Genomic DNA, 21,078 nt, shown 5'->3' on the forward strand with positions numbered 1-21,078 from the left:
GCACCACGCCCGTACGCCACGCTCCACAGTCCTGGAGGACCCGTACGCCATGCCCCAGCTCAGCCCCGCCACCCCCCAGCTCTCGGTCCCCGTGCACGACCACATCACCGACGCCATGAAAGCCCCGGCCTTCCTCCGGCTCTCCGGGAACGTGGTGCTGGCCCGTTTCGAGACCATGAAGGTGTACGCGGCGCTCGGCGCCGTACGCGCGCTGCTCGACCGCGGCCGGGTCGTGCCCGGCCAGACCCTCGTGGACAGTTCGAGCGGCATCTACGCGCTCGCGCTCGCGATGGCCTGCCACCGCCACGGCCTGCGCTGCCACATCGTGGCCTCGACCACCGTGGACGCCACGATGCGCGCCCAGCTGGAGGTGCTCGGCGCCACCGTCGACCAGATGCCGCCCTCGCGGAGCCTGCGGCTCGACCAGGAGCGGCGCGTCCGGCACGTACGCCAACTCCTCGCCGAGCGACCGGACTTCCACTGGATGCGGCAGTACCACGACGGTGTGCACCACACCGGCTACCGGGAGCTGGCCGGCCTCGCCGCCGCCGCACTGCCCGGCGAGGACCTGACCGTCGTCGGCACCGTCGGCACCGGCGCGTCGACCGGCGGACTCACCCGGGCGCTGCGCGAGGACGGCCGCACGGTACGGCTGGTGGGCATCCAGCCCTTCGGGAGCGTGACGTTCGGCAGCGAGGGCTTCAGCGACCCGGAGGCGATCATCGCCGGTATCGGCAGCTCCATCCCCTTCGGGAACGTGCGGCACGAGCTGTACGACACCGTGCACTGGCTCGACTTCCGGCACGCGATGGCCGGTTCGGTCGCACTGCTGCGGCAGCACGCGGTGTTCGCCGGGCTGTCCACGGGCGCCGCGCACCTCGTCGCCGGCTGGGAGGCGGACCGCGATCCGCGCCGCACGCATCTGGTCCTCGGCGCCGACACCGGACACCGTTACGCGGAGCGGGTGTTCGCGCGGCACACCGAGGCGGCCGACCCGGGCACCCTGCGGCCCGAGCGCATCGACGAACTCGCCGAACTGCGCCCGCCCTGGTCCGTGCTGGAGTGGGCGGGCCGGCCGGCGCCACCCGGCGCGGTCGTCACGCCCGAGAGCGAGGCCGTCCGATGACCGTCGCCGCCCTCGAAGCGCTCTCCTTCGGACTCGGACGGACGGCGCGGGCCGCCCACGCCGCCGGGCACCGGTTCGTCCTGCTGACCGGCGACCGGGGTGTGTACCGCCATGAACTCGCCACCGCGGAGGGGGCCCACGGGGTGGACGTCATCGACGTCGACACCTTCGACCCGGACGCGGTGCGCCGCGCGCTCGCGCGCCTGCCCCACCTCGCCGGGCTGATCAACACGACGGACACCTGGAGCGTGCCCGCGGCCGACCTCGCACGGGAGTTCGGTCTGCCGGGTCCGGATCCGGAGGCCGTAAGAACGCTCCGTGACAAGGCGCGCGTACGGCGGACGCTGCACCGGGCGGGGTTGAGCGCCGGCACGGCCGTCGAGGTCGAACCCCGACCGGACAGTGCCGAGTCGGTGGTGAAGGCCGTCGGGCTGCCCGCCGTGCTGAAGGTGTCGGCGGGGACGTCGTCGCGCGACGTGTGGATCGTGCACGACGACCAGGAGCTGCGCACCGCCCTCGGGGAGGCCGGGGAGCGCGCGGGCGGGACGGGCGCGGGCGGCGGCTCCGGCGGGCTGAACGGCAGCCTGTTCGCCGAGCCGTTCCTCGCCGGGCCGCTCTACAGCGCGGAGACCCTGAGCTGGGAGGGGGGCACCCGGCTGCTGGGTGTGCTGAGCCGGCAGACGTCGCGCCGTCCCGCCGTACGGGAGGAGGCCGCCGCCTTCCCGGTGGCTCTGCCGCCCGGCGAACTCGCCGCGATCGAACGGTGGGTGGGCGACGTGCTGGCGACGGCCGGGCACGACCAGGGCTTCGCCCATGTCGAGTTCGTCCTCACCGGCCGCGGTCCCGAACTGGTCGAGATCAACCGCAGGATCGGCGGCGCGCTGGTCGCCGAGGCGATGTGCCGCACGCTCGACGTCAACGTCTACGAGGCGCTGGTGGACGTCACGCTCGGCCGGCGGCCCCGACTGCTGGACGCGCCGCCGCGACCGACCGGGCCGGCCGTCGCCTTCGTCCTGGTGTACGCGGACGAGCCGGGCGTGCTGGCGGGGTGGGCCGGACTGGAGGGCCTGAACGCGTTCCCGGGCGACGTGAGCTGGTATCCGGTCCGGGCACCGGGCGACACCGTGTCGCACACCGGCGACCAGCGCGGCTGCACGGGCATGGTGCTCGCCGAGGCACCGACGGCCGAACTGGCGCAGCACCGGGCGTGGAGCGCCGCGACGACGGTGCGGCCGGTGATGAAGACGGCCGGGCGGGGGTGAGGTGTGCGGCTGCCGGGGCTGCTCCGGCCGGGCCCGCGCGCCCTGACGCTGCCTCAAGTGTTCCTGCTCGGCGCCTCGTTCCTGATCACCCTCGGCAGCTTCGCCGTTCTGCCTTACATGTCGGTCCTGCTCCACGAACGGTTCGGGCTCGGCCTCGGAGTGGTGGGCGCGGTACTGGCGGTCGCGTCGCTGGTGCAGTTCTCCGGCGGTGTCGTCGGGGCCGCGCTGGCGGCCAGGATCGGGCTGCGGGCCACGATGCTGGTGGCGCTGGCGGTACGTACGGCGGGCTTCGCCGCGTTCGTACCGGGGCTGACCCGGCCGCTCGTCGCGGTGGGCGCGCTGTTCCTGGTGTCGTGCGGGGCGGCGCTGTATCTGCCCGCCAACAAGGCCTATCTGGTGGCGGGTTGCGGGCCCGAGCGGCGTCCGGGGCTGCTGGCGGCGAGCGGTTCCGCCTTCAACGCGGGCATCGCGCTCGGACCGCCGGCGGCGGCTCCCTTCGTACTGGCGTCGCCCGCGGGGCTGTTCACGGCGGTCGCGGCGCTGTTCGCGCTGGTGGGAGCGGGGCATCTGCTGCTGCCGCGGGTGGCGGACGAGGCGAAGGAGGCTCGCGCGTCGGCGGGGAGCGAGGCCGGGGACGGGAGGCGGGAGCGGGGGCGGGAGCAGAAGCACGAGGAGGAGCAGGGGCAGGAGCGGGGTGGCGGGGCCTCCGGCCGTCACGACCAACTGAGCCCCCCGGCCCTCCCGCCGTTCGCGTTCACCGTGCTCGCCGTCTACGTCTTCATGTTCTTCCAGCACTACCTCGCCCTCTACGCCGTTCCCCGGACCTCCGCCGCCTTCTACGGCTTCGTCCTCATGGGCTACGCGATCCTCCTCGTCGTCGCCCAGCCGCTCTCCGCGCGCCGCCTCGCCGCCCTCCCGTACGCGACGGCGCTCCGGATCGGCTTCGGCGCGATGGCGGCGGGTACGGCGCTGCTCGCGTCCGGCGGCGGGGTGGGCATCGCGGCCGGGGCGGTGTTGCTCTGCCTCGGCGAGGTCGTCCTCTTCCTGAAGAACGACCTGGAAGCGCTCGACCGGTCGGCCGCCCCCTCCGCGACGGTCTTCGGCCGACAGCGGCTGGCGGCCGGACTGGGGGCGTTCGCGGCGGCGGCGGTCGGGGGCCAGCTGTACGCGGCGCTCGAACGGGCCTCGGCGGTACCGGCGTTCTGGCTGCTGGTCAGCGCGCAGGCGGTCGCGCTGCCCGCGCTGCTGGTGGTGTGCGTCGCTTGGGCACGGCGGCGTGCGGGTGCCCGCGCCGGCCGCCGCGCGGGTGGCGAGCTGGTGGAAGCCCGCCACCCGCGCTGACGTCCGCGTCACACGGGAACGGCCACCGTCGGTGTCGCGCTCCCGGCCTCCGCGCTCCCGGCCTCGGTGCTTCCGCTCTCCGGCGCCCAGACCGCCGCGAGATCGCGCCGGGCGCGGGCGACGCGGGACCGTATCGTCCCGACCGGGCAGCCCAGCGCGTCGGCGGCCTCCGCGTACGAGAGCCCGATGAGCCGGGTCAGCACGAACGCCTGCCGGCGCCCCGGATCCATCGCGGCCAGCGCGTCCGAGAGCGCCACGGACTCCTCGAAGCCCGGCAGATGGCGCGGCTGGGCCCGGTCCGCGACCGTCACCCAGTCCGCCGTGTCGGCGATCCGGGGCCGTACGGCCGCGCGCCGGTAGCGGTCGACGACCACGCGGCGCGCGATCGTCAGCAGCCACACCCGTGCGCAGGAGCGCCCGGCGAACCGCGCCAGGCTCGCCAGCGCCCGCAGATACGTCTCCTGGGTCAGATCTTCCGCACCGCGCACGTCGGCGCTGAGGTGCGCGACGAACCTGCGTACGTCGTCGTACGTGGCCCGTACGAACAGTTCGGCGGCTCTGCGGTCCCCGAGACCGGCGGCCAGGGCCCACGCGGTGATCTCGGAGTCGTCGGCGGCGCGGCCGGCCGGCTCACCGAGGCGTGCGCGGTGGCTGGTCGTCGGATGTATGCGGGTGGGGGGTATGTGTGCAGGGGGTACGCGGGTGGGCACAGGTGTGTGCCGGGCAGCAGGTATCACGGAATGTCCTTCGCGTCCGGGCCGCCGGGCCCGTGGAATCAGAGCGGTGTGGGGTGTGGGGTGGTGCGGTGCTCAGGACGGAAGGAGTGGCGGCCCACGCCTCGACACGGCGTGCGGGGCGGGGAGTTGGGCCGGGGGCCGGATCGGCCGGTACGGCACGGGAGGCGCGAGCGCCCGGAAGTGGGGGGCCGCGCCGCCGCTCAGCACCTCGTGGGCGAACCGCAGCCGCGCGTACGCGCGGCCGTGGGTGAACTCGCAGACGAACAGCGCGAGGGCGTCCACCAGTTGTACGAACGCGCGGTCGCCGCGCCACAGCCACCAGCCGCACACGAGACCGGCGAGCAGGTGGGCGGCGAGCATGCCGGAGGTGAAGCCGGAGCTGTCGAGCAGAGCGGCCAGTCCGTTCGGGCCGAGGAGTTCGCCGTAGGTCTCGTGCGGGACCTCGCCGCCGTTCACCGGTGTGCCGGTGCCGCGCCCGTCGCCCTCGTGGCCCCCGTGTCCGGCGTGACCGCCGGCCGGGAGGGGATGCAGTCCGCTGAACACGGCGTGCAGCAGGAGCTGTCCGGCGGCGCTCGCGGCGACGATCACCGCGCCGCCGCGTTCCTTCCCCGACAGCCACCAGCCGGCCGCGCACACCGGCAGGAAGGCGAGGGCGAGCACGCGCGGGGGCAGCGGGCCACCGGCCGACAGGGCGTGACCGAGCCCGGACACCACGACACACACGGCGGCGAAGACCGCGGTGCGTGCGAGGCGGAGTGCGGGTCCGGCTCCCATGGCCGTCATGGTGCCAGCGTGACAGGGCTGTCGGTAAAGCCCACCTGATGGGCATACATCGGATGTTCACGCGCTATGCGGGGACAAGGAGTTGGTGTGATCCAGCTCACATCGGAACCCCGGGAACTTATCGGGACCCGCCACCGACACCTCCAACAGTACGACCGCGCACCAATCCGTACGACGGAAGATGACGGAACCGGAGACCGCCCGATGAATCCGCCCCCAGAGCCCGCGACCCCCGACGCGGAGAAGCCCCCGGCCCCCGCCGCGAAGAAGCGCCGGGCCCCCGCCGCCGCCACGTCCTCGCGCGTCACCCTCCGTTCGGACCTCCGCGCGAGCCGGCTCGACGGCCTGGTCGCCCTGGTCGTGACGGCCGCCGTCTTCGTCGTCCTCTTCGTGCGGATCGAGGCGGAGACGTCGTCCACCCTGACGGTCATGCCGTTCATGGCGGACACCAGCGCCTTCTGGATGTACTACCTCAGCCAGGCGTTCGGCTGGTCCGCCCTGCTCTGGGCGTGGGGCACCGTCGTCATCGGGCTGCTGATCTCCGGTCCGCGCCCCGCGCGCCTGCCGCTCTCGGGACCGCGCCTGGAACGGCTGCACCGCACCACCAGCCTCAACACGATCGCGCTCATCGTCGCCCACGCGCTGCTGTTCGCCGCCGAGTTGATCTACCAGGACACCGACGCGTGGCCCTCGCGGATCGGCACCGCCGTACTGGAGACGTTCATCCCCGGCGGCTACAACTCCGGCACCGGCGTCTGGGCCATGCCGATCGGCCAGGCGGCGCTCTACCTCGCCGTCCCGCTCGGCCTGCTCTTCTACGTACGCCACCGCATCGGCCCGAAGACCTGGCGCGTCCTGCACCGCTTCGTGCTCGTCGTGTACGTCCTGAGCGTGTGGCACACCCTGCTGTACGGCACGAACGTCTGGTACGACGGAGCCTTCCGCACCACCGTGTGGCTGCTCCAGCTCCCCATCGCCGCGCTCTTCCTGCTCCGGCTCCTGCGCCCGGCCCGCCGTTCGGAACGGCTCGCGCCGCCCGGCGCGCACCGTGGGTCGAAGGCCGGCTGGGGTCTGCGCCTGACGGGGCGGGTGGCGGCCGTCGCCGTCATCGGTGTGCTGGTCGCCGTCATCGCCTCGGGGCGGGACGGCGGGCGCACCGTACCGCCGGAGGACACCTCCTCCACGCACGTGCACGACTGACCACTCACGACCGGCCACTGACGACCGGCCACTGGCGACCGACGGCGGACGGCCGGCCGACGGGACCCGCTCGGCTACCGGACGGTAGTCGTCCGCCGCGTAACTTCCGCACCACCTTCACCACCTCTCCCGCCCCCCTCGCCCAGCCCCCTCCATCGGCCAACCGGGCCTGGGGAAGGGGGCGTTACCCATGTGAATTCCATTCAGTTGCCATGGAGCGGGGCACTCGGGATCGCCATACTTTCCAGAGGGACGACAACCCTCGACATGGTCGATTCGGAGCGTGCTGTGATCGACGAGACGACAGCCGGACTGCTGGAGGCGGCAGGTCCGCAGATGTACCGGCGAAACGCCTTCCGCATCACCGGCCTGCCCACGAACGCCGACCGGCGGACCGTGCGGCAGCGTCAGCAGCGGATCACCCCCGCGCTGGAACTCGGCGCCGACGTCGACCTGGGGCACTCGCTCCCCGTCCGGCTCGACGATGTCCGGGGCGCCTTCGACCGCATACTCGGCGATCCGCGACGCCGGCTGGTCGACGAGCTGTTCTGGCTCTGGGACGAGCCCGCCGACGCCTCCCCGAACGGCACCGGCACCGGCCCGGCCGCGACCACCTGCTCGTGCCCGAAGACCCTGCACCACGACCACGACGCCGCCGTCCGCGCCCACAGCGCGGCACTCGACCTGGAGGCCGAGAACGGCGCGGTGTCGGCCGGACCCGACATCGACGAAGCCGTCCGGCTCTGGTCCAACGCCTCGCGGCTGTGGGGCCAGGTGCTCAGGCGCGCCGCCTTCTGGGACCACGTGCGGCACCGTATCGCCGTGCTCGACGACCGGCAGCTCGACGAGTCGGTGATCGACACGTTCCGCGACGCGATGCCGGGCACCCTCGTCAAACCGCTCATCGAGCTGGCCGCGGCGGCTCCGGCGCCCGCCGACCGCCTCCGGCTCGCCAAGCTGGCGCGCGACTGGCCCCTCGTACCCTCCGGCACGGTCGACGACCAGCTGGAGGAAGCCGCCGCGCCGCACTACGAGTCGCTGCGCGCGACCATGAAACGGGCGTCGTCCCAGCTGGACGGGGGGAACTGGGACGACGCCGCGGCCGAGGTGTACGACCACGCGCTGCCCGCACTGGCCCTGCTGGAGTCGCTCGTCCCGCACGCCCGGCACCGGCGCACCGCGAGCGTCCGCAACGACGTCGCCGTCCTGCTCAACAACTGCGCCACCGCCGCCACGGACGGGCTCGGCCCGGCCGCGAACCTGAACGCCTCGAAATGGTTCCGTACGGCGGCCGAACTGGCGACGGACCCGGTCACCCAGCAGACGGTCAGGACCAACCGCGACGGTCTGCGCGACATGATGACGACGTTCAACCAGATCCGTTCAGAGGTCGACCGGTTGGTCGCCGCCGGACGGATCGGCCCCGCCAGAACCCTGTTGCTCAACGTCAGGCACCAACTGGCCGGCGGCCCGGGGACCGACGAGATCGACCGCATGCTGGCCGGACTCCAGGGCGCGGGGCGGGGGAACGGGACACGCCCGGGGCGGCGGGCGCTCGCCTGGGCCGTGCTGGTACTCGTCGTCCTGGGCTTCCTGGTGGCGAAGATCGCGGGGGCCTTCGACGACGACGGCGGTGGCGGCGACGACGGCTACCGGCCACAGGGCGACTCGGTCGTCATCTCCGCCCCGACCGTCGAGGGCAACGACCCGCGGGGCGGGTGCATCGGGAGCAAGTCGGACTGGCGGCCCGGCGAGCGCGAGGTGGACGTCGTCCCGTGCGGCGAGGAGCACTGGGGCGAGGTGGTGGCCTACGAACTGCTGGTGGACAGCGCGTCCAGGTATCTGACGGGGAAGTATCCGGGAGCCCAGCAGGTGGCCGCGCTCGCCCGGTTCCGGTGCGAACTCGCCCTGGCCCGGCTCGGTTCGGAGGGCAAGGGGCTGAAGGTGACCTTCACGGTGCCCCCCGAGAGCGCCTGGGATCCCGCGGGGCCGGCGCTGGACGAGTACACGACGTGTGTGGCGCACTGGCCGGACGACCGTTACATGACGGGGGAAGACCTGGTGCGGCTGGACGTACCGGTCTCGACCGAACCGGCGCTGATGGGCACGTTCGGCCAGCGCGTCGAGGAGAACGCACCCGTGGGATCGTGCGTCCAGACCAAGAAGGACCTGGCCCTCGAATCGGTCGGCATCCCCATCGTGCCCTGTGAGGAGCCCCATTGGGCCGAGATAGTGGCCTACCCCGTCCTGTACCCGGACGGCACCGGTGAGTGGCCCGGTGACGACGCCGTCTACGCGCGGGCGAAGGCGGCCTGCGAGAAGGAGACGGAGGGCTATGAGGGCACCATGGTCCTGAACGTCACCTATCCCGCTCAGGACTGGTGGACGTGGAACGCGAAGGACAGCCCGATCTACACCATGTGCGCACTGTCCTACGCGGGCGACAGCACTTTCACCGGCGGGCTCCGATGACCAGCCGGCCCGGGGGGACGAGCCCGTCCGACGCACGACTACCGATGATGACCATGGAGGAGAAACGGGTGGTGGGGGTCAAGGGGGCCGCTCTGCGGGTCAGTTCGCCGGAGAGGGCACAGGCCGTCTTCGAGCTGGCAGGCGTGTCGGTGACCGTCGGCCGCGCCGTACCGGAGCGGGCACCCGACGTCGGACTCGGCCCCGATCCACAGCGCTGGGTCGGCCGGCTGCACTGCACGCTCGACTTCGCCGACGGCATGTGGTCGGTGACGGACAACGCGAGCGTCAACGGAACGCTGCTGAGGCACGGCGACACCGTCGAACGGCTCCAGGCGCGCAAACGCATCCAGCACGGGGACACACTGCTGATCCTCGGCGACATGGACCCCGAAGGGGAGCCGGTGTACTGGGAGTTGACCTTCCTGGACCCGCACACCACTCGGCCGGCGCCGTTCGGCTCCCCGTCCGACGTGCGCCACACCGGACCGTGCCTGCGCTACGACTGGGTCGCCGCCAGGGCGTACCGCAACGAGGACGGCGAAGAGACCCTGATCACCGGACTGCGGCCACAGGGACACCAGTTGCTGCGCTACATGTCCGGACGCAGCACCAGCGGCGCGGCCGTCGCCTGCGAACACGCCGAGCTGATCACGGCGTTGTGGGGCGCGCACGAGGAGTGGGCGCCGCACCGCTCGTACAGCAGGGCCGACCTCGCGGGCGTCGTACGGGCCGTACGGCGCTGTGTGGAGTCGGACCCGTCGAATCCGAAGATCCTGGAGACCGTGACGGGGATCGGCTACCGCCTCAACGTGCACGCGGGTGGGGGGAGTACGGGCGGACAGGGGGCGTCGGGGCTATGACACTGCTCGTCAGTGGTGACCGGGTCAGCGACACGCTCGTGATCGACCGACCGCTGGGCGAGGGGGCGTTCGCCGAGGTCCACCGGGTGCGTCACGAGTATCTCGGCTGGCAGGCGATGAAGCTGTTCAAGCGCGTCGCGTCCCTGGAGGAGACGCGCCGCATGCTGGACGAGGCGCGGCTGCTGTCGACTCTCGGACACCCGAACATCGTTCGTCTCTTCGACGCGAACACGGTCCGCACGCCGGAGGGGCTGCGGGGCTTCTTCACGATGGAGTACGTGGCGGGCGGCAGCCTCGAACGGCTCGCCGCGGCGCACAAGTCGATGGTGCCCAGGGACCTGGTCGCCGAGGTGATGACCCAGATCGCCGGCGGTCTCGCCGTCGCCCACGACCAGGACCCGCCGATCGTGCACCGGGACGTGACCCTGGCCAATGTCCTGATCGGTTACGACGGGACGGGCATGCGGGTGCGGGTCAGCGACTTCGGTCTCGCCAAACGCGCCGATCCGTTCACGCATCTGGCCAGCGCGCAGGGGACGTACGCCTTCATGGCCCCCGAGGTGATGCGCAACCAGGGGTACTCGTGCGCCAGCGACGTGTGGTCGGTCGGTGTGATCGCGTATCTGCTGCTCACCAACCGGTTCCCGTTTCACCAGGGCGGCGAGGAGTTCTCGTCGTTCTCCTTCGGGCGGTTCAACCGGTCGCTGCTCCCGCCGAGCAGTTACAACGACGAGGTCGACGCGGACCTGGACCGCATCGTGCTGGCCACCCTCGAAATCGACCCGCGGAACAGGCCGGCCACGGCCCAGTTCCTCGCGGACGCGCTGCGCGAACGCGCGGAGTCCATGGCGGGCACGGCGGCCGGTGCCCCCGACTCCGTCGGGTCCGGGGCCTCGCGGCCGGTGGGCGAGACGCCCGCGTCCACCACCAAGCGTCCTGTCAGACCGCCCACGGAGCGTGCGCGGCGGCTGGCCGAAGAAGCACTCGCACTGGCCCGCTCGCCGGGGGAACTCGACCGCGCCGCGGACCTCATGGAGGAGGCCGTCAACTTGTCGCCGTACCTGCGCGACCGGTATCTGTCCAAGCTCACGCTGTGGCGCCGGGGGGTGATGATGTGAGCGGGCGGCTGTCCCGGCTGAGGGAGGATCTCCGGCAGCGCCGGCACCACCGCGCTTTCCGGATCGCGCCGCTGCCGTGGGACGAACCGTCGCGCGAGGAGCTGGAGCGGTTGCTCGCTTCGGTGGCGGCCTCGGTCGCGACCGCGGAGCCGGCGGAGGCGGACACGGCTGTTCAACCACCCGCCGCCGACGACTCGTTGGACGCGAAGGCGCTGGCCGACGCCGCGACGAATCTGTGGCGCGCCCAGCGCCGGCTGACCCGGCAGGGCGAGGCGGCGTCGTCGCGCTCCCGGCAGACCGGGCGCTATCTGCGGTCGTGCCGCGAGGCGCTGGACGACGCCGGTCTGCTCGTCCAGGAGCACGAGGGCGACGCGTTCCACACCGGCCGGTCGCTGGAGGCGCTGACCTTCGAGGAGGATCCGTCGCTGACGGCCGAGACGGTCCTGGAGACCATCAGGCCGACGATCTATCTGCACGGCCGCCGTATCCAGATGGGCCAGGTGATCGTCGGCTGCCCACCGGCACCGGCACCGGCACCGGCGTCCGAGCCCGAGCCCGAGCCCGGGTCGGGGGCGGGGTCCGGTCCCGTACCGGAGTCCGCGCCCACGCCCGCACCGGAACCCGAGGACGCCGTCCCCGCCTCCGCCCGTGCTCCCGCTCCCACCCCCGCTTCCGCCCCCGAAACACCGTCCAGCTCGGACCACGAGAGGACCGATCATGCGTGACACCGTCGACTTCGGTATCGACCTGGGTACGACCAACAGCGCCATCGCCGTCGTCGAGGGCGGCACCGTCTCCGTCATCAAGAACAACGACGGCTGGGACATCACACCCTCGGCGGTGTGGATGCCCAAGGAGGGCAGGGTCCACGTCGGGCGCGCCGCGCGCGACCGCGTGGAGCACGACCCGGCCAACGCCACCGCCGAGTTCAAGCTGGAGATGGGTCTCGCCGACTCGCGGAAGACCTTCACCACCGCCGGTGTCTCCCTCAGCCCGCCCCAGCTCTCGGCGGAGGTGCTGCGGTCGCTGCGCGCGGACGCCGCGCACCACTGCGGCACGCCGCCCGAGTCGGCGGTGATCACCGTCCCCGCGGCCTTCGCCCTGAACCAGAACAAGGCCACCATGGAGGCCGCCGAGCTGGCCGGATTCACCTCCGCGTGCCCGCTGGTGCAGGAGCCGACCGCGGCGGCCTTCGCGTACGGCTTCCAGGACGCCACCGACCGCGCGTACTGGATGGTGTTCGACTTCGGCGGCGGTACCTTCGACGCCGCCCTGGTCAGCAAGCGCGACGGCGACCTCCGGGTGCTCAACCACGCGGGCGACCCCTATCTCGGCGGCAAGCTGATCGACTGGGCGGTCATCGAGCGGCTGCTGCTCCCCGCCGTCGCCGCCGAGCTGGGTCTGACGGACATGCGCCGGGACAACCCGCGCTGGCGGGCCAACTTCGCGAAGCTCAAGCGCGCGGCCGAGGACGCGAAGATCCATCTCTCCCGGCGCGACCAGGTCGACATGCTGATCGAACTCAACGACGCCGACGGCAACCCCCTCACCCTCGAACACACCCTGACGCGCGGGGAACTGGACACCATCGCCGAACCGTTCTACGTCCGCGCGATCAACCTCTGCCGGGACGCGCTCGCCGAGGCGGCGCTCGGTCCGGACGACATCGACCGGCTGCTGCTCGTCGGCGGCGTCACGCTCTCGCCCGGCCTCCGGGAACGGCTGGCCGACCCGCGACACGGTCTCGGCATCGAACTCGACGTGAGCCTCGACCCGACGACGGTCGTCGCCCGGGGCGCGGCGATCTTCGCCAGCACGGTGCGGATCCCGCAGTCGAGGTCGGCGCCGGTGCCGGCGGGGCAGTTCGCCGTCGAGCTGTCGTACGAGCCGAGTGTCACCACCCTCCAGCCCACGGTCGGCGGACGCCTGCGCGGCGCCTCGGAACCGGCGGCGGAGTCCTCGGCGGGGGCTTCGGCGGAGGTGGACTGGACCGGCTACACGGTCACCCTGAACAACCCCGACGGACAGCCGCCGTTCCGCTCCGCCGCCATCTCGCCGAACGCGGACGGTGTCTTCGTGACCGACGTGGCCGTCGACCCGCACACCACGTCGAAGTTCTTCGTCGAGCTGACCGACCCGTCGGGCGCGCGCTGCGAACTCGCCTCCAACACGCTGACGATCACCCACCGGGACCTGGAGTTCGGCGGCGTACGGCTCGCGCACTCGCTGGGCATCCAGCTCGCCGAGCAGGTCTTCGCACCGATGCTGCGCAAGGGCGCCACACTGCCGACCTCGGTGCGTGAGGTGTTCCGTACGTCGGCGGCCCTGCACCGCTCCGACGGCGACGCGACAATCCGCATCCCGGTCATCCAGGGCGAACGCAGCCGGGCCGACCGCAACCGTGGTGTCGGCATGCTGGAGATCCGGCCCCGCGACATCCGGATCGACCTGCCGGCGGGCAGCGAGGTCGAGGTGACCGTCGAGGTCGACAGGTCCAGCATGGTGACGGTGATCGCCGATGTGCCGCTGGTGCAGGCGCAGTTCGAGGCCGAGATCGACCTCGACAACATCCGCACCACGGAACCCGAGGAGCTGCGGAAGTCGCTGGAGCAGGCGGAGGAGCGGCTCGGGGCGCTGCGCGGGTTCGTGTCCGACACGGGCTCGGCCGACGCCCAGCGGCGGCTGGCCAAGCTGGACGAGGAGCGCACCGTCAGCACCGCCCGCGACCAGGTCGACGCGTCGACGGTGGACGTCGGGGCCGCAGCCGCGGCGGAGGAGCGGCTGCGCGACCTGGAGGCGGAGTTGGACGACATCGCGGACGCGGTGGGGCTGCCGGGTCTCGTACAGGACCTGCGGGCCGCGATCGCGGAGGCCGACGAACTCGTGCGTCAGCACGGCGACGCGGCCGACCGGCAGGAGCTGGCCGCGATCCGGAGCCGGGCCGACGAGGCGATCGACGCACAGGACTCGGTCGCCGTCCGCGGGCTCATCGACCGGACGGGGAGGCTCCTGTTCGAACTCGAACGGCGCAGCCCCGACTGGGCCGTGAAGCTGTTCTACACGCTTCAGGAGATGCTCCGGTCGTCCGGACAGGCGGGACCGCTGATCCAGGAGGGGCAGCGGGCCATCGCGGCGAACGACCGGCAGGGGCTGGACGCGGTGAACCAGCGGCTGTACCGGCTGCTGCCCAAGGACGAGCAGGACAAGGTCGTCTGGCTGGGCAGGGGGTGAGCGGCGTGACGGACGCGACGGATACGGCGGGCGGTACGGGGGAGGTGACCGACCCGGCGGGGGCACGGGCACTGAGCCTGCAACTGGCGGTGCACCGGGCCCACTCGGCGGCCCGTGCGGGTGACCTCGATCTGGCGGCCCGGCTGCTGGACGGGCTGGGCCCGCTGGACGAGCCGGGGGAGCCGGGGCGGAAGGGGGAGTCGGCCGGCCCGGGCGCCCCCGCCCCTCGTACGACGGTCCTGGCCGCCCTCAATCTGCGCGCCAAGGTGCATGCCCAGCGCGGGGAGCTGACCGAGGCGGACACGTGCTGGTCGCGGGTGGAGGCCATCGCGCCGGGCGACCCGGACGCGGCGGCCGGCCGCCGTACCCTCGCGAAGATCGCCGCAGGACGGCGGCACGCCCGCCCGGTCGTCCACACCGGCCGGGTCGCGGTGGTCGCCGCCGCGCTGGCGGGAGTCGCGCTGATCGGCGGTGGCGGCTGGCTCCTCGCGAACGGCGGCGACGGCGACCGGCAGCCGGCGGACTCGGTGGCCGAGGCGGACACCGGATCGGAGCGGCTGCGGGAGGAGTCGCGCCGGGCCGATGCCCTCAAGGAGCGACTCGATGCGCTCGAAGCGGGCGACACGGCCGCCGCGGCGCGGCGCGACAGCACGCTGGACACGGTCGCGGAGCGCCTGGCGATGCCGGGGGTGGAGATCCGCCGGCACGCCGGCGATGTCCAACTGGTCTTCAGCACGGGGGTGTTCCCGTACGACTCCGTGATCGGTGCGCAGGGCGCGTCCGCGCTGACGGAGATCGGCCGCAGGCTCTCCGACCTGGAGTCCGGTGACGCGGCCGGGGCCGGTACGGGGGTGGAGACGACCGTGGTGGGCCACTCCGTGGCCGTACCGGGCGGCGCCCCGAGCGGCGGATCGGTGGTCGCGCTGAACCGGGCCCGGGTGGCGGCCCAGTACCTGGCGCAGGACAGCGACCTGCGGCTGACGGACTTCCGGCTGGTCAGCGCGGACCAGCGGCGGGGCCCCTTCCCGGCGACCGCCGCGAACGCGCCCCGCAACCGTACGGTCACGCTGCTGATCACCCCGAAGGAGCCGCCGTCCGCGTCCTGAGAAGGCGGCCCCGACAGCCGTCGGCTACCGCGCCGCGAACTGCGTGAGGATGGCCTGCACTTCGTAGATGTCGACGCCCTTGGTGAAGGTCTTCTCGATCGGCACCGTGGCGCCGGAGAGCCAGATCTTCAGCTCGGCGTCGAGATCGAACGTGCCGGCCGTCTCCACGGCGAAGTGCGTGATGCTCCGGTACGGGATGGAGTGGTACTCGGTCTTCTTGCCGGTCATCCCCTGCTTGTCGATGAGGATCAGCCGCCGGTCGGTGAAGAGGATGCTGTCACGGATCAACTGGTAGGCGGCGTGCACCTGTTCGCCCTGGCCCAGCAGCCGGGCGTAGTCCTGCTGTGCGGTGGCCGGATTGATGGTGTGTGCGTTTCCGAACAATGCCATGAGAGCCTCCTGCCCCGGAAAGACCGTGCGACTCGCCGGCGCTCGTGCGCCGGCCCGCCGGGGCGGGGGAACGGTCGGCCGGGGGAACGGTCAGGCGCGCCGGGACGTGCCGAACGACTCGGGTTCGGAGGCGTAGGGCAGGCCCTCCAGTGGGCGGTCGGTGCAGAAGCGCGCCATGAGGTCGGCGAAGTCGGCGATGCGTTCCACCGGGGCGAGGTGGTCCGTCTCCTCGATGGTCATGAACCGGGCCGACGGCAGGCACGCGGCCATCGTGCGGCCCATGGCGGGTGTGGTCAGGGTGTCGTGCTCACCGGTGACGACCAGGCTGGGAACGGCGGGGACCGGTTCGGGGCGGTACCACTCGTGGCGCATCAGCCGGGAGTTGTGCTCGGCGGACATGCGCAGCTGTTCGGGGCTCTGCGAGGCGATCTGCTGATGCACGAGGCGGGCGACGGCGGCCCTCTTGCGCACATGGCCGGTGCCGGGGGGCGACATGAAGCGGTCGGCGAGTTCCCGGGCGATGGGCTCCGTCTCACCGCGCTGGATCATGCCGTCCCAACGTTCCATCGCCGCCGCGTAGTCGTCCGGGATGACGGTGGTCATCCCGACGAGCATCAGCCGTTCGAGGAGGTGCGGGTAGTGCTGGGCGAACCGTACGCCGATGGCTCCGCCGTAGCAGGCGGCCACCAGATTGATACGGGGGATGCGGAGTTCCCGGACGGCGTGGTGTACGGCGGCGGCGAGGAAATCGACGCCGTACACGGCGGGCAGGAAGTCGGCGGTTCCGTAGCCGGGCAGATCGACGGTGATCACGGAACTGAGCGGGGTGAGCCATTTCTCGTGCCGCTGCCATGAATGCCGGTCCTGCGAGGAGCCGCCGAGGATCACGACGGGCTCGGTGCCGGGCTGGCCCTGACGGGCGATCCGGCAGGTGTAGCGGAATCCGTCGAAGGTCAGATCGTGTTCGGTGACTTCCGCCGGCTGCCCGGTGTTCCCGGCTGCCGTCTCCGTGGCCTGGGGCGGAAGGGTGGGGGCGCCGTCGGCGGCGGGGGTACGTGAACTGGTGATCGCGTCGGTGGGCACAGGCACTGGGTGGCTCCAAGGACTGAGGTGGGGGGTGTCGCCGTCCGGCAAGTGACCCTGCGCGTCCCGCGGTGGCGGTGCACCGGATCCGGACGCGAGCGAGCAGGAGCACTTCCGCTTCACTGCTCCTACCAACGACCAGAATTCGCCACGAAATCACCCGCCGGTGAGTCTTGGGGAGAAAGTGGAACGGGATTCCCTCGTACGAGTTCCAGGAATTCGCGCACATCTGCGTCTGGCGGCCGGGTGCCCCACCGTCGGCCGGCCGTCGCGGACGAGAGTTCGACGGCGGAACGCGACTGCGGACGGCCGCGGGTGGCCGGGTGCTGTCTGTTCTGTACATGTCGATGCGTGATAGGCAGCGGACACCGGAGGGCGGTGGTCTGCGACCGCGTCCCGGACGGGCCGGTGCGGCGACCGGTGTGCGACGACCGTGAGGAGTGGCCTCTCGTGTACGAACAGACGTGGGAGCGGCGATTGGCGTCCGCGCTGCCCGGCACCGGTACCGGCAGCGGTGCGGGCAACGGCGCCGGGAACGGTGCGGCCGGGCAGGAACCGGCGCTGGTGCTGGTCGAGGGCGACGCCGGGACGGGGAAGAGCAGACTGGTGCACCGGCTGCTGGAGTCGCCCCGGGCGCGGGCGGTGCCGCGGCTGGTGGTCACGTTCCGGGCGTCGGGCGCTCTGGTGGTCGCGGACCCGCCCGGGCCGGAGCCACGCGCCGGGCGGGGCGAGCCGGCCGGGCCGGCGAACGCGGACGAGCGGAACGCGGGGCGGGACACGGCTCAGCACGGGGTGCGGCTCACCGCGTACCAGGCGCTTGAGGCCCTGCTCGCCTCGGCCCGCCCCGGCCTCCTGGTCGCGGAGGACCTCCACCACGCGGACGACGACTGTCTGGCCCTGCTGCGGGGTCTGCTGAGGGAGCCGCCCGCGCCCTTCGCCGCGGTGCTGACCTACCGTCCCGAGCAACTGCCCTGCCACGGGCTGCCGTTGGGCCGGGCGGTGGACTATCCGGCGCGGCTCTCGGTCGCGCGGTGGCGGCTGGAGCCCCTGGACGAGCGGGAGGTGCGCTCGGTGGCGGGGGAGCTGCTCGGGGCGTGGCGGTGTCCGCAGGAGTTCGTGGCCCGGCTCCGGCAGCGTTCGGGCGGTGTGCCGCAGGTGCTCGTCGACCTGTTGCGGATGGTGCGGGACGCCGCCGACGACCGGAACGGCGACGGCGACGGCCGCCACCACCGCGACGCGGCGGACCCCGGCGTGCGGCACCGGGACGCGCGGGACCGCGAGGTGCGCGACCGCGGATTCACCGCCGCCGACGTGGACGCGGTCGGAGTGCCGGTCCGGCTGGCGGAGTTGGTGCTGGAGCGGACGGCCGCGCTGCCGGAGCCGTACCGCCCGGTCGTCTGGGCCGCCGCGGTGCTGGACGAGCCGGCCGGTGCCCAGGACCTGGCGGCGGTCGCGGGCCTCCACGGCGACGAGGGCGGTACGGCGCTGATCGCGGCGCTGGAGGGCTCGGTCCTGCGGGAGACGAGCGAGGGGCGGTACGGATTCGCGGTGCCGCTGGCGGCGACGGCCCTGTACGCGGAGTTGCCGGGCCCGGTACGGGAGCGGCTGCACCGCCGGGCGGCGGCGCTGCTCGCGGCGCGCGAGCCGGCGCCGTGGGCCCGTGTCGCGCGCCACTGGCGCGGCGGCGGCCGGACGGAGGACTGGCTGCGGGCCGCCGAGCACCTCGGGCGCGACGACGAGGCCGCCGTCGCACTGCTGGAGGAGGCGCTGGAGGGCGGCGGTCTGCCGGCCGACAGACGGGGGCGGTTGGCGCTGACGCTGGCCCGCGGCGCCGTACTGGGCCGCCGCTCGGAGGGGACGGCCCGCATCCTGCGCGGGATCGTCGAGGACCCGGCGCTGCCCGCCGCCGACCGGGGCGAGATCCGGCTCGAACTGGGCCTGCTGCTGCACAACCGCAAGAGACGTTTCGAGGAGGGGCGTTCGGAACTGCGCCGCGCGGCGGACGAGTTGGCCGAGGCCGAGCGGCCCGCGCTCGCGGCGCGGGCGATGGCGGCGCTGGCGAACCCGTTCTTCCCCGGCGCCTCGCTGGAGGAGAACGTGACCTGGCTGGAGCGCGCGGAGACGGCGGCCGAGGCGTCCGGGGACCGGGCGGCGCGCACGGCGACCGCCGCCTGCCGGGCGACCGTCCTGATGAACACCGGTGACCTGGAAGCCTGGCGGCTGGTGGCGCGGCTGCCCCGGGACTGCCCGGACCGGGCGGGCCGCCAGCAGGTGGCGCGGGGACTGTGCAACACGGCGAACGGCGCGGTGTATCTGGGCCACTACCGGCGTGCGGACGAGCTGCTGACCGAGGGCATCGAACTGGCGGCGCGCAGCGGCGCGCCGTTCCTGGAGCGGGTGGGACGCGGTACGGCGCTGTTCCGCGACTGGCTGACCGGCCGCTGGGAGGGCCTGGCCGAACGGTGTACGGGGCTGGTGGCGGAGGACGGCAGCGCGAGCGACGCCCGTGTCGTACTGGCCCTGCTGGCGCTGGCGAGGGGCGACTGGGAGGCGGTGCGGGACTGGCTCCCGCGAGCCGACCGTGCGCACGGGCATGTCGAAGGGCCCGTCCAGGGCCGGGCCCAACCGCCCTACCGGGTCTACGAGTCGTGCGAGGCCCCGGTGGCGGCCACGGCCGCCGGGGCCCATATCCGGCTTCTGCTCGCCCGGCAGGACGTCGGCTCGGCGGCCGAGGCCGCCACCTCGGCCTGGGCGTGGCTCGCCGGGAAGGGCGTCTGGGTCTGGGGCGCCGAACTGGCCCCCTGGGTGGTCCTCGCCCATGCCGGCGCGGGGCAGCGGCAGTCGGCGCGGCGCGTGGTGGCGGAGTTCGCGGCCGGGCTGACCGGGCGGGACGCCCCGTCGGCGTCGGCGGCCCTGCACTGGTGCCGGGCCGTGCTGGCCGAGGCGGACGGCGAACTGGCCGAGGCCCGGCAGTGCTTCCAGCGGGCGGGCGCCGCGTACGCCGGGCTGCCGCACCCGTACGCCCGCGCGCTCATGGCCGAGGGCGCGGGCCGTTGCACGCTCCTGCTCGGCGGCGGGCCCGGTGGTGACGAGGTGGACGCGGCGGTCGAGGACCTCACCCGCCGGGTGGCGGAGCTGACCGCGCTCGGCGCGGTCTGGGACGCCGCGCGCGTACGGGCGACGCTGCGCGCCTGCCGTCCGGCGGCCGGGCGGCGGTCGCCGGGCCGCCCGGCGTACGCGGAGCGGATGTCCCCGCGTGAGGGGGAGGTCGCGGAACTGGCGGCGACGGGTCTGACGAACCGTGAGATCGCGGCGACGCTGTATCTGTCGCCGCGCACGGTGGAACAGCATGTGGCGCGGGCGATGCGCAAGCTCGGTATCGCCAGTCGGCAGGGCTTGGCGAAGGAGGTGTCGCGCGCCCGCGCGACGCGCGGCGACGAGGAGGGCGACGGCGCCTGGGTCGTGTCTTCGACGTAGCGCCGTCCGCCCGCGGGGCGGGGCCCGCGGCGGCCGGTGCGGTGCGGTGCGTCGGGAGGCGGAGGACCGGTCTCGTACCGGGCGTACCCGGCCGGCTTGCGACCGCGCGGCGAGGTGCCGCGCCGGGCGTCGCGGGCCAGGCGGGACTTCGAAGACACGGCCTGGCGACGGCGCGGCGGGCGGCCGGGGACGGCGGAGGGCGGGCCGACCGTCGTGCGTGGTCGGCCCGCCCGCTCGGCGAGTGATCGTCGGCCCGGATCCCGGAGGACCGAGGGGGCAGTGGATCAGCTGCACATGGTCGTGCGCATCACGTCGGCCTGGCTGGCCCAGCTCGCGCAGCCCGTGCCGGAGTGCCCGTACCAGTTGTGGCCGAACTCGTGGGCGGCCAGCAGCGCGAAGTCGCCGACCATGGTGGACAGTTCGATGCGCTGGCCGGCGCCCCAGTTGCAGCCCACGACGTTGCTTCCGCCGCAGCCCTGGACATAGCCGCCGACACAGGACACGGGTGTGCCGCTGGACGCCGTCTCGGTGGCGGAGCCCCAGTAGTTGGCGCCCTGGCGTATCGCGCCCTCGCGACCGCTGCAGGACGAGGTGATGTGGTAGCTCCAGGCCGGGACCCTGACGGCTCGCTCGTCGGCGTTCACCGTCGGCAGGTCCGACAGGTTGCCGGCGTCGCCGGTCTCGAAGCGGGGGGCGGGGGTGGCGTCCGCGGCGACGGCGGCCTCGGCGGACTGCGTCACGGCGGCGGGGCGGGCGATGTCACTGTTCTCGACGGCGTTGGCCGACGTGGGGAGCGCGAAGAGAAGGGCGGCGGCGACGGCCGATGCCCCAGCGATTCTTCGGATTGACGAGAGCATGACATATCTCCTTGTGGGGGGAGCGGCGCACATTC

At 73.3% G+C, this 21,078-nt stretch carries 16 protein-coding genes; 11 read left to right on the top strand and 5 right to left on the bottom strand.

All coding sequences use genetic code 11. The features are described from left to right. Positions 1-49 precede the first annotated feature (49 nt). From ACZ61E_RS06505 to ACZ61E_RS06515, 3 genes are read left to right on the top strand one after another with little or no spacing between them, the layout of a single operon-like run. Positions 50-1,126: a pyridoxal-phosphate dependent enzyme gene (locus ACZ61E_RS06505; RefSeq protein ID WP_469698091.1), complete on the top strand. Its 1,077-nt coding sequence runs from the start codon at positions 50-52 to the stop codon at positions 1,124-1,126. After that, positions 1,123-2,388 carry an ATP-grasp domain-containing protein gene (locus tag ACZ61E_RS06510; protein ID WP_469698092.1) on the top strand — a complete coding sequence of 422 codons (1,266 nt, stop codon included), beginning with the start codon at positions 1,123-1,125 and terminating at the stop codon, positions 2,386-2,388. The genes ACZ61E_RS06505 and ACZ61E_RS06510 overlap by 4 nt, the downstream gene beginning before the upstream one ends. A 3-nt stretch (positions 2,389-2,391) precedes the next feature. Beyond that, positions 2,392-3,729: an MFS transporter gene (locus tag ACZ61E_RS06515; RefSeq protein ID WP_469698094.1), complete on the top strand. Its 1,338-nt coding sequence runs from the start codon at positions 2,392-2,394 to the stop codon at positions 3,727-3,729. 8 nt (positions 3,730-3,737) lie between these two features. Here ACZ61E_RS06515 and ACZ61E_RS06520 read toward each other — a convergent pair whose 3' ends face one another. Further along, a complete protein-coding gene (locus ACZ61E_RS06520) occupies positions 3,738-4,397 on the bottom strand; it encodes a sigma-70 family RNA polymerase sigma factor (protein WP_469698297.1) in 660 nt (219 codons plus the stop codon). A 141-nt stretch (positions 4,398-4,538) separates the two neighbouring features. Next, entirely contained in the window at positions 4,539-5,249 is a 711-nt protein-coding gene (locus ACZ61E_RS06525) for a hypothetical protein (RefSeq protein WP_469698096.1), read from the bottom strand. Positions 5,250-5,453: 204 nt separating this feature from the next. Here ACZ61E_RS06525 and ACZ61E_RS06530 point away from each other — a divergent pair, with 204 nt between their 5' ends. From ACZ61E_RS06530 to ACZ61E_RS06560, 7 genes are all read left to right on the top strand, one after another. After that, complete coding sequence (locus ACZ61E_RS06530) at positions 5,454-6,449, top strand: ferric reductase-like transmembrane domain-containing protein (protein WP_469698097.1); 996 nt, start codon at positions 5,454-5,456, stop codon at positions 6,447-6,449. 267 nt (positions 6,450-6,716) lie between these two features. Next, entirely contained in the window at positions 6,717-8,921 is a 2,205-nt protein-coding gene (locus tag ACZ61E_RS06535) for a septum formation family protein (RefSeq protein WP_469698099.1), read from the top strand. A 53-nt stretch (positions 8,922-8,974) separates the two neighbouring features. Then, the gene (locus ACZ61E_RS06540) at positions 8,975-9,781 is read left to right on the top strand and encodes an FHA domain-containing protein (RefSeq protein WP_469698100.1); all 807 of its coding nucleotides are present in this window, start codon (positions 8,975-8,977) and stop codon (positions 9,779-9,781) included. Beyond that, positions 9,778-10,899 (top strand): serine/threonine-protein kinase, encoded by a 1,122-nt coding sequence (locus ACZ61E_RS06545; protein WP_469698102.1) that lies wholly within the window; start codon positions 9,778-9,780, stop codon positions 10,897-10,899. The genes ACZ61E_RS06540 and ACZ61E_RS06545 overlap by 4 nt, the downstream gene beginning before the upstream one ends. Continuing rightward, positions 10,896-11,624, top strand: coding sequence for a hypothetical protein (locus ACZ61E_RS06550; RefSeq protein WP_469698104.1), 729 nt, complete (start codon positions 10,896-10,898; stop codon positions 11,622-11,624). Before ACZ61E_RS06545 ends, ACZ61E_RS06550 begins: the two co-directional genes overlap by 4 nt. Further along, entirely contained in the window at positions 11,617-14,130 is a 2,514-nt protein-coding gene (locus ACZ61E_RS06555) for an Hsp70 family protein (protein ID WP_469698105.1), read from the top strand. The genes ACZ61E_RS06550 and ACZ61E_RS06555 overlap by 8 nt, the downstream gene beginning before the upstream one ends. Positions 14,131-14,135: 5 nt before the next feature. Next, a complete protein-coding gene (locus ACZ61E_RS06560) occupies positions 14,136-15,236 on the top strand; it encodes a hypothetical protein (protein WP_469698106.1) in 1,101 nt (366 codons plus the stop codon). A 24-nt stretch (positions 15,237-15,260) separates the two neighbouring features. Here the strand turns inward: ACZ61E_RS06560 and ACZ61E_RS06565 are convergent, their stop codons facing one another. Both ACZ61E_RS06565 and ACZ61E_RS06570 read right to left on the bottom strand, forming a co-directional pair. Continuing rightward, positions 15,261-15,626, bottom strand: a complete 366-nt coding sequence (locus ACZ61E_RS06565; protein WP_469698108.1) for a PH domain-containing protein — start codon at positions 15,624-15,626, stop codon at positions 15,261-15,263. A 90-nt stretch (positions 15,627-15,716) separates the two neighbouring features. After that, positions 15,717-16,715: an alpha/beta fold hydrolase gene (locus tag ACZ61E_RS06570; protein WP_469698110.1), complete on the bottom strand. Its 999-nt coding sequence runs from the start codon at positions 16,713-16,715 to the stop codon at positions 15,717-15,719. A 444-nt stretch (positions 16,716-17,159) separates the two neighbouring features. On the opposite strand from ACZ61E_RS06570, the gene ACZ61E_RS06575 reads away from it, so the two are divergent. Then, entirely contained in the window at positions 17,160-20,186 is a 3,027-nt protein-coding gene (locus tag ACZ61E_RS06575; RefSeq protein WP_469698111.1) for a LuxR C-terminal-related transcriptional regulator, read from the top strand. 284 nt (positions 20,187-20,470) lie between these two features. On the opposite strand, the gene ACZ61E_RS06580 is transcribed toward ACZ61E_RS06575, so the two are convergent. Next, on the bottom strand, positions 20,471-21,043 hold the full coding sequence (locus ACZ61E_RS06580; protein WP_469698113.1) for a hypothetical protein: 573 nt from the start codon (positions 21,041-21,043) through the stop codon (positions 20,471-20,473). Between the last annotated feature and the right edge of the window lie 35 nt (positions 21,044-21,078).

Source organism: Streptomyces sp. NPDC104581 (assembly GCF_055583685.1).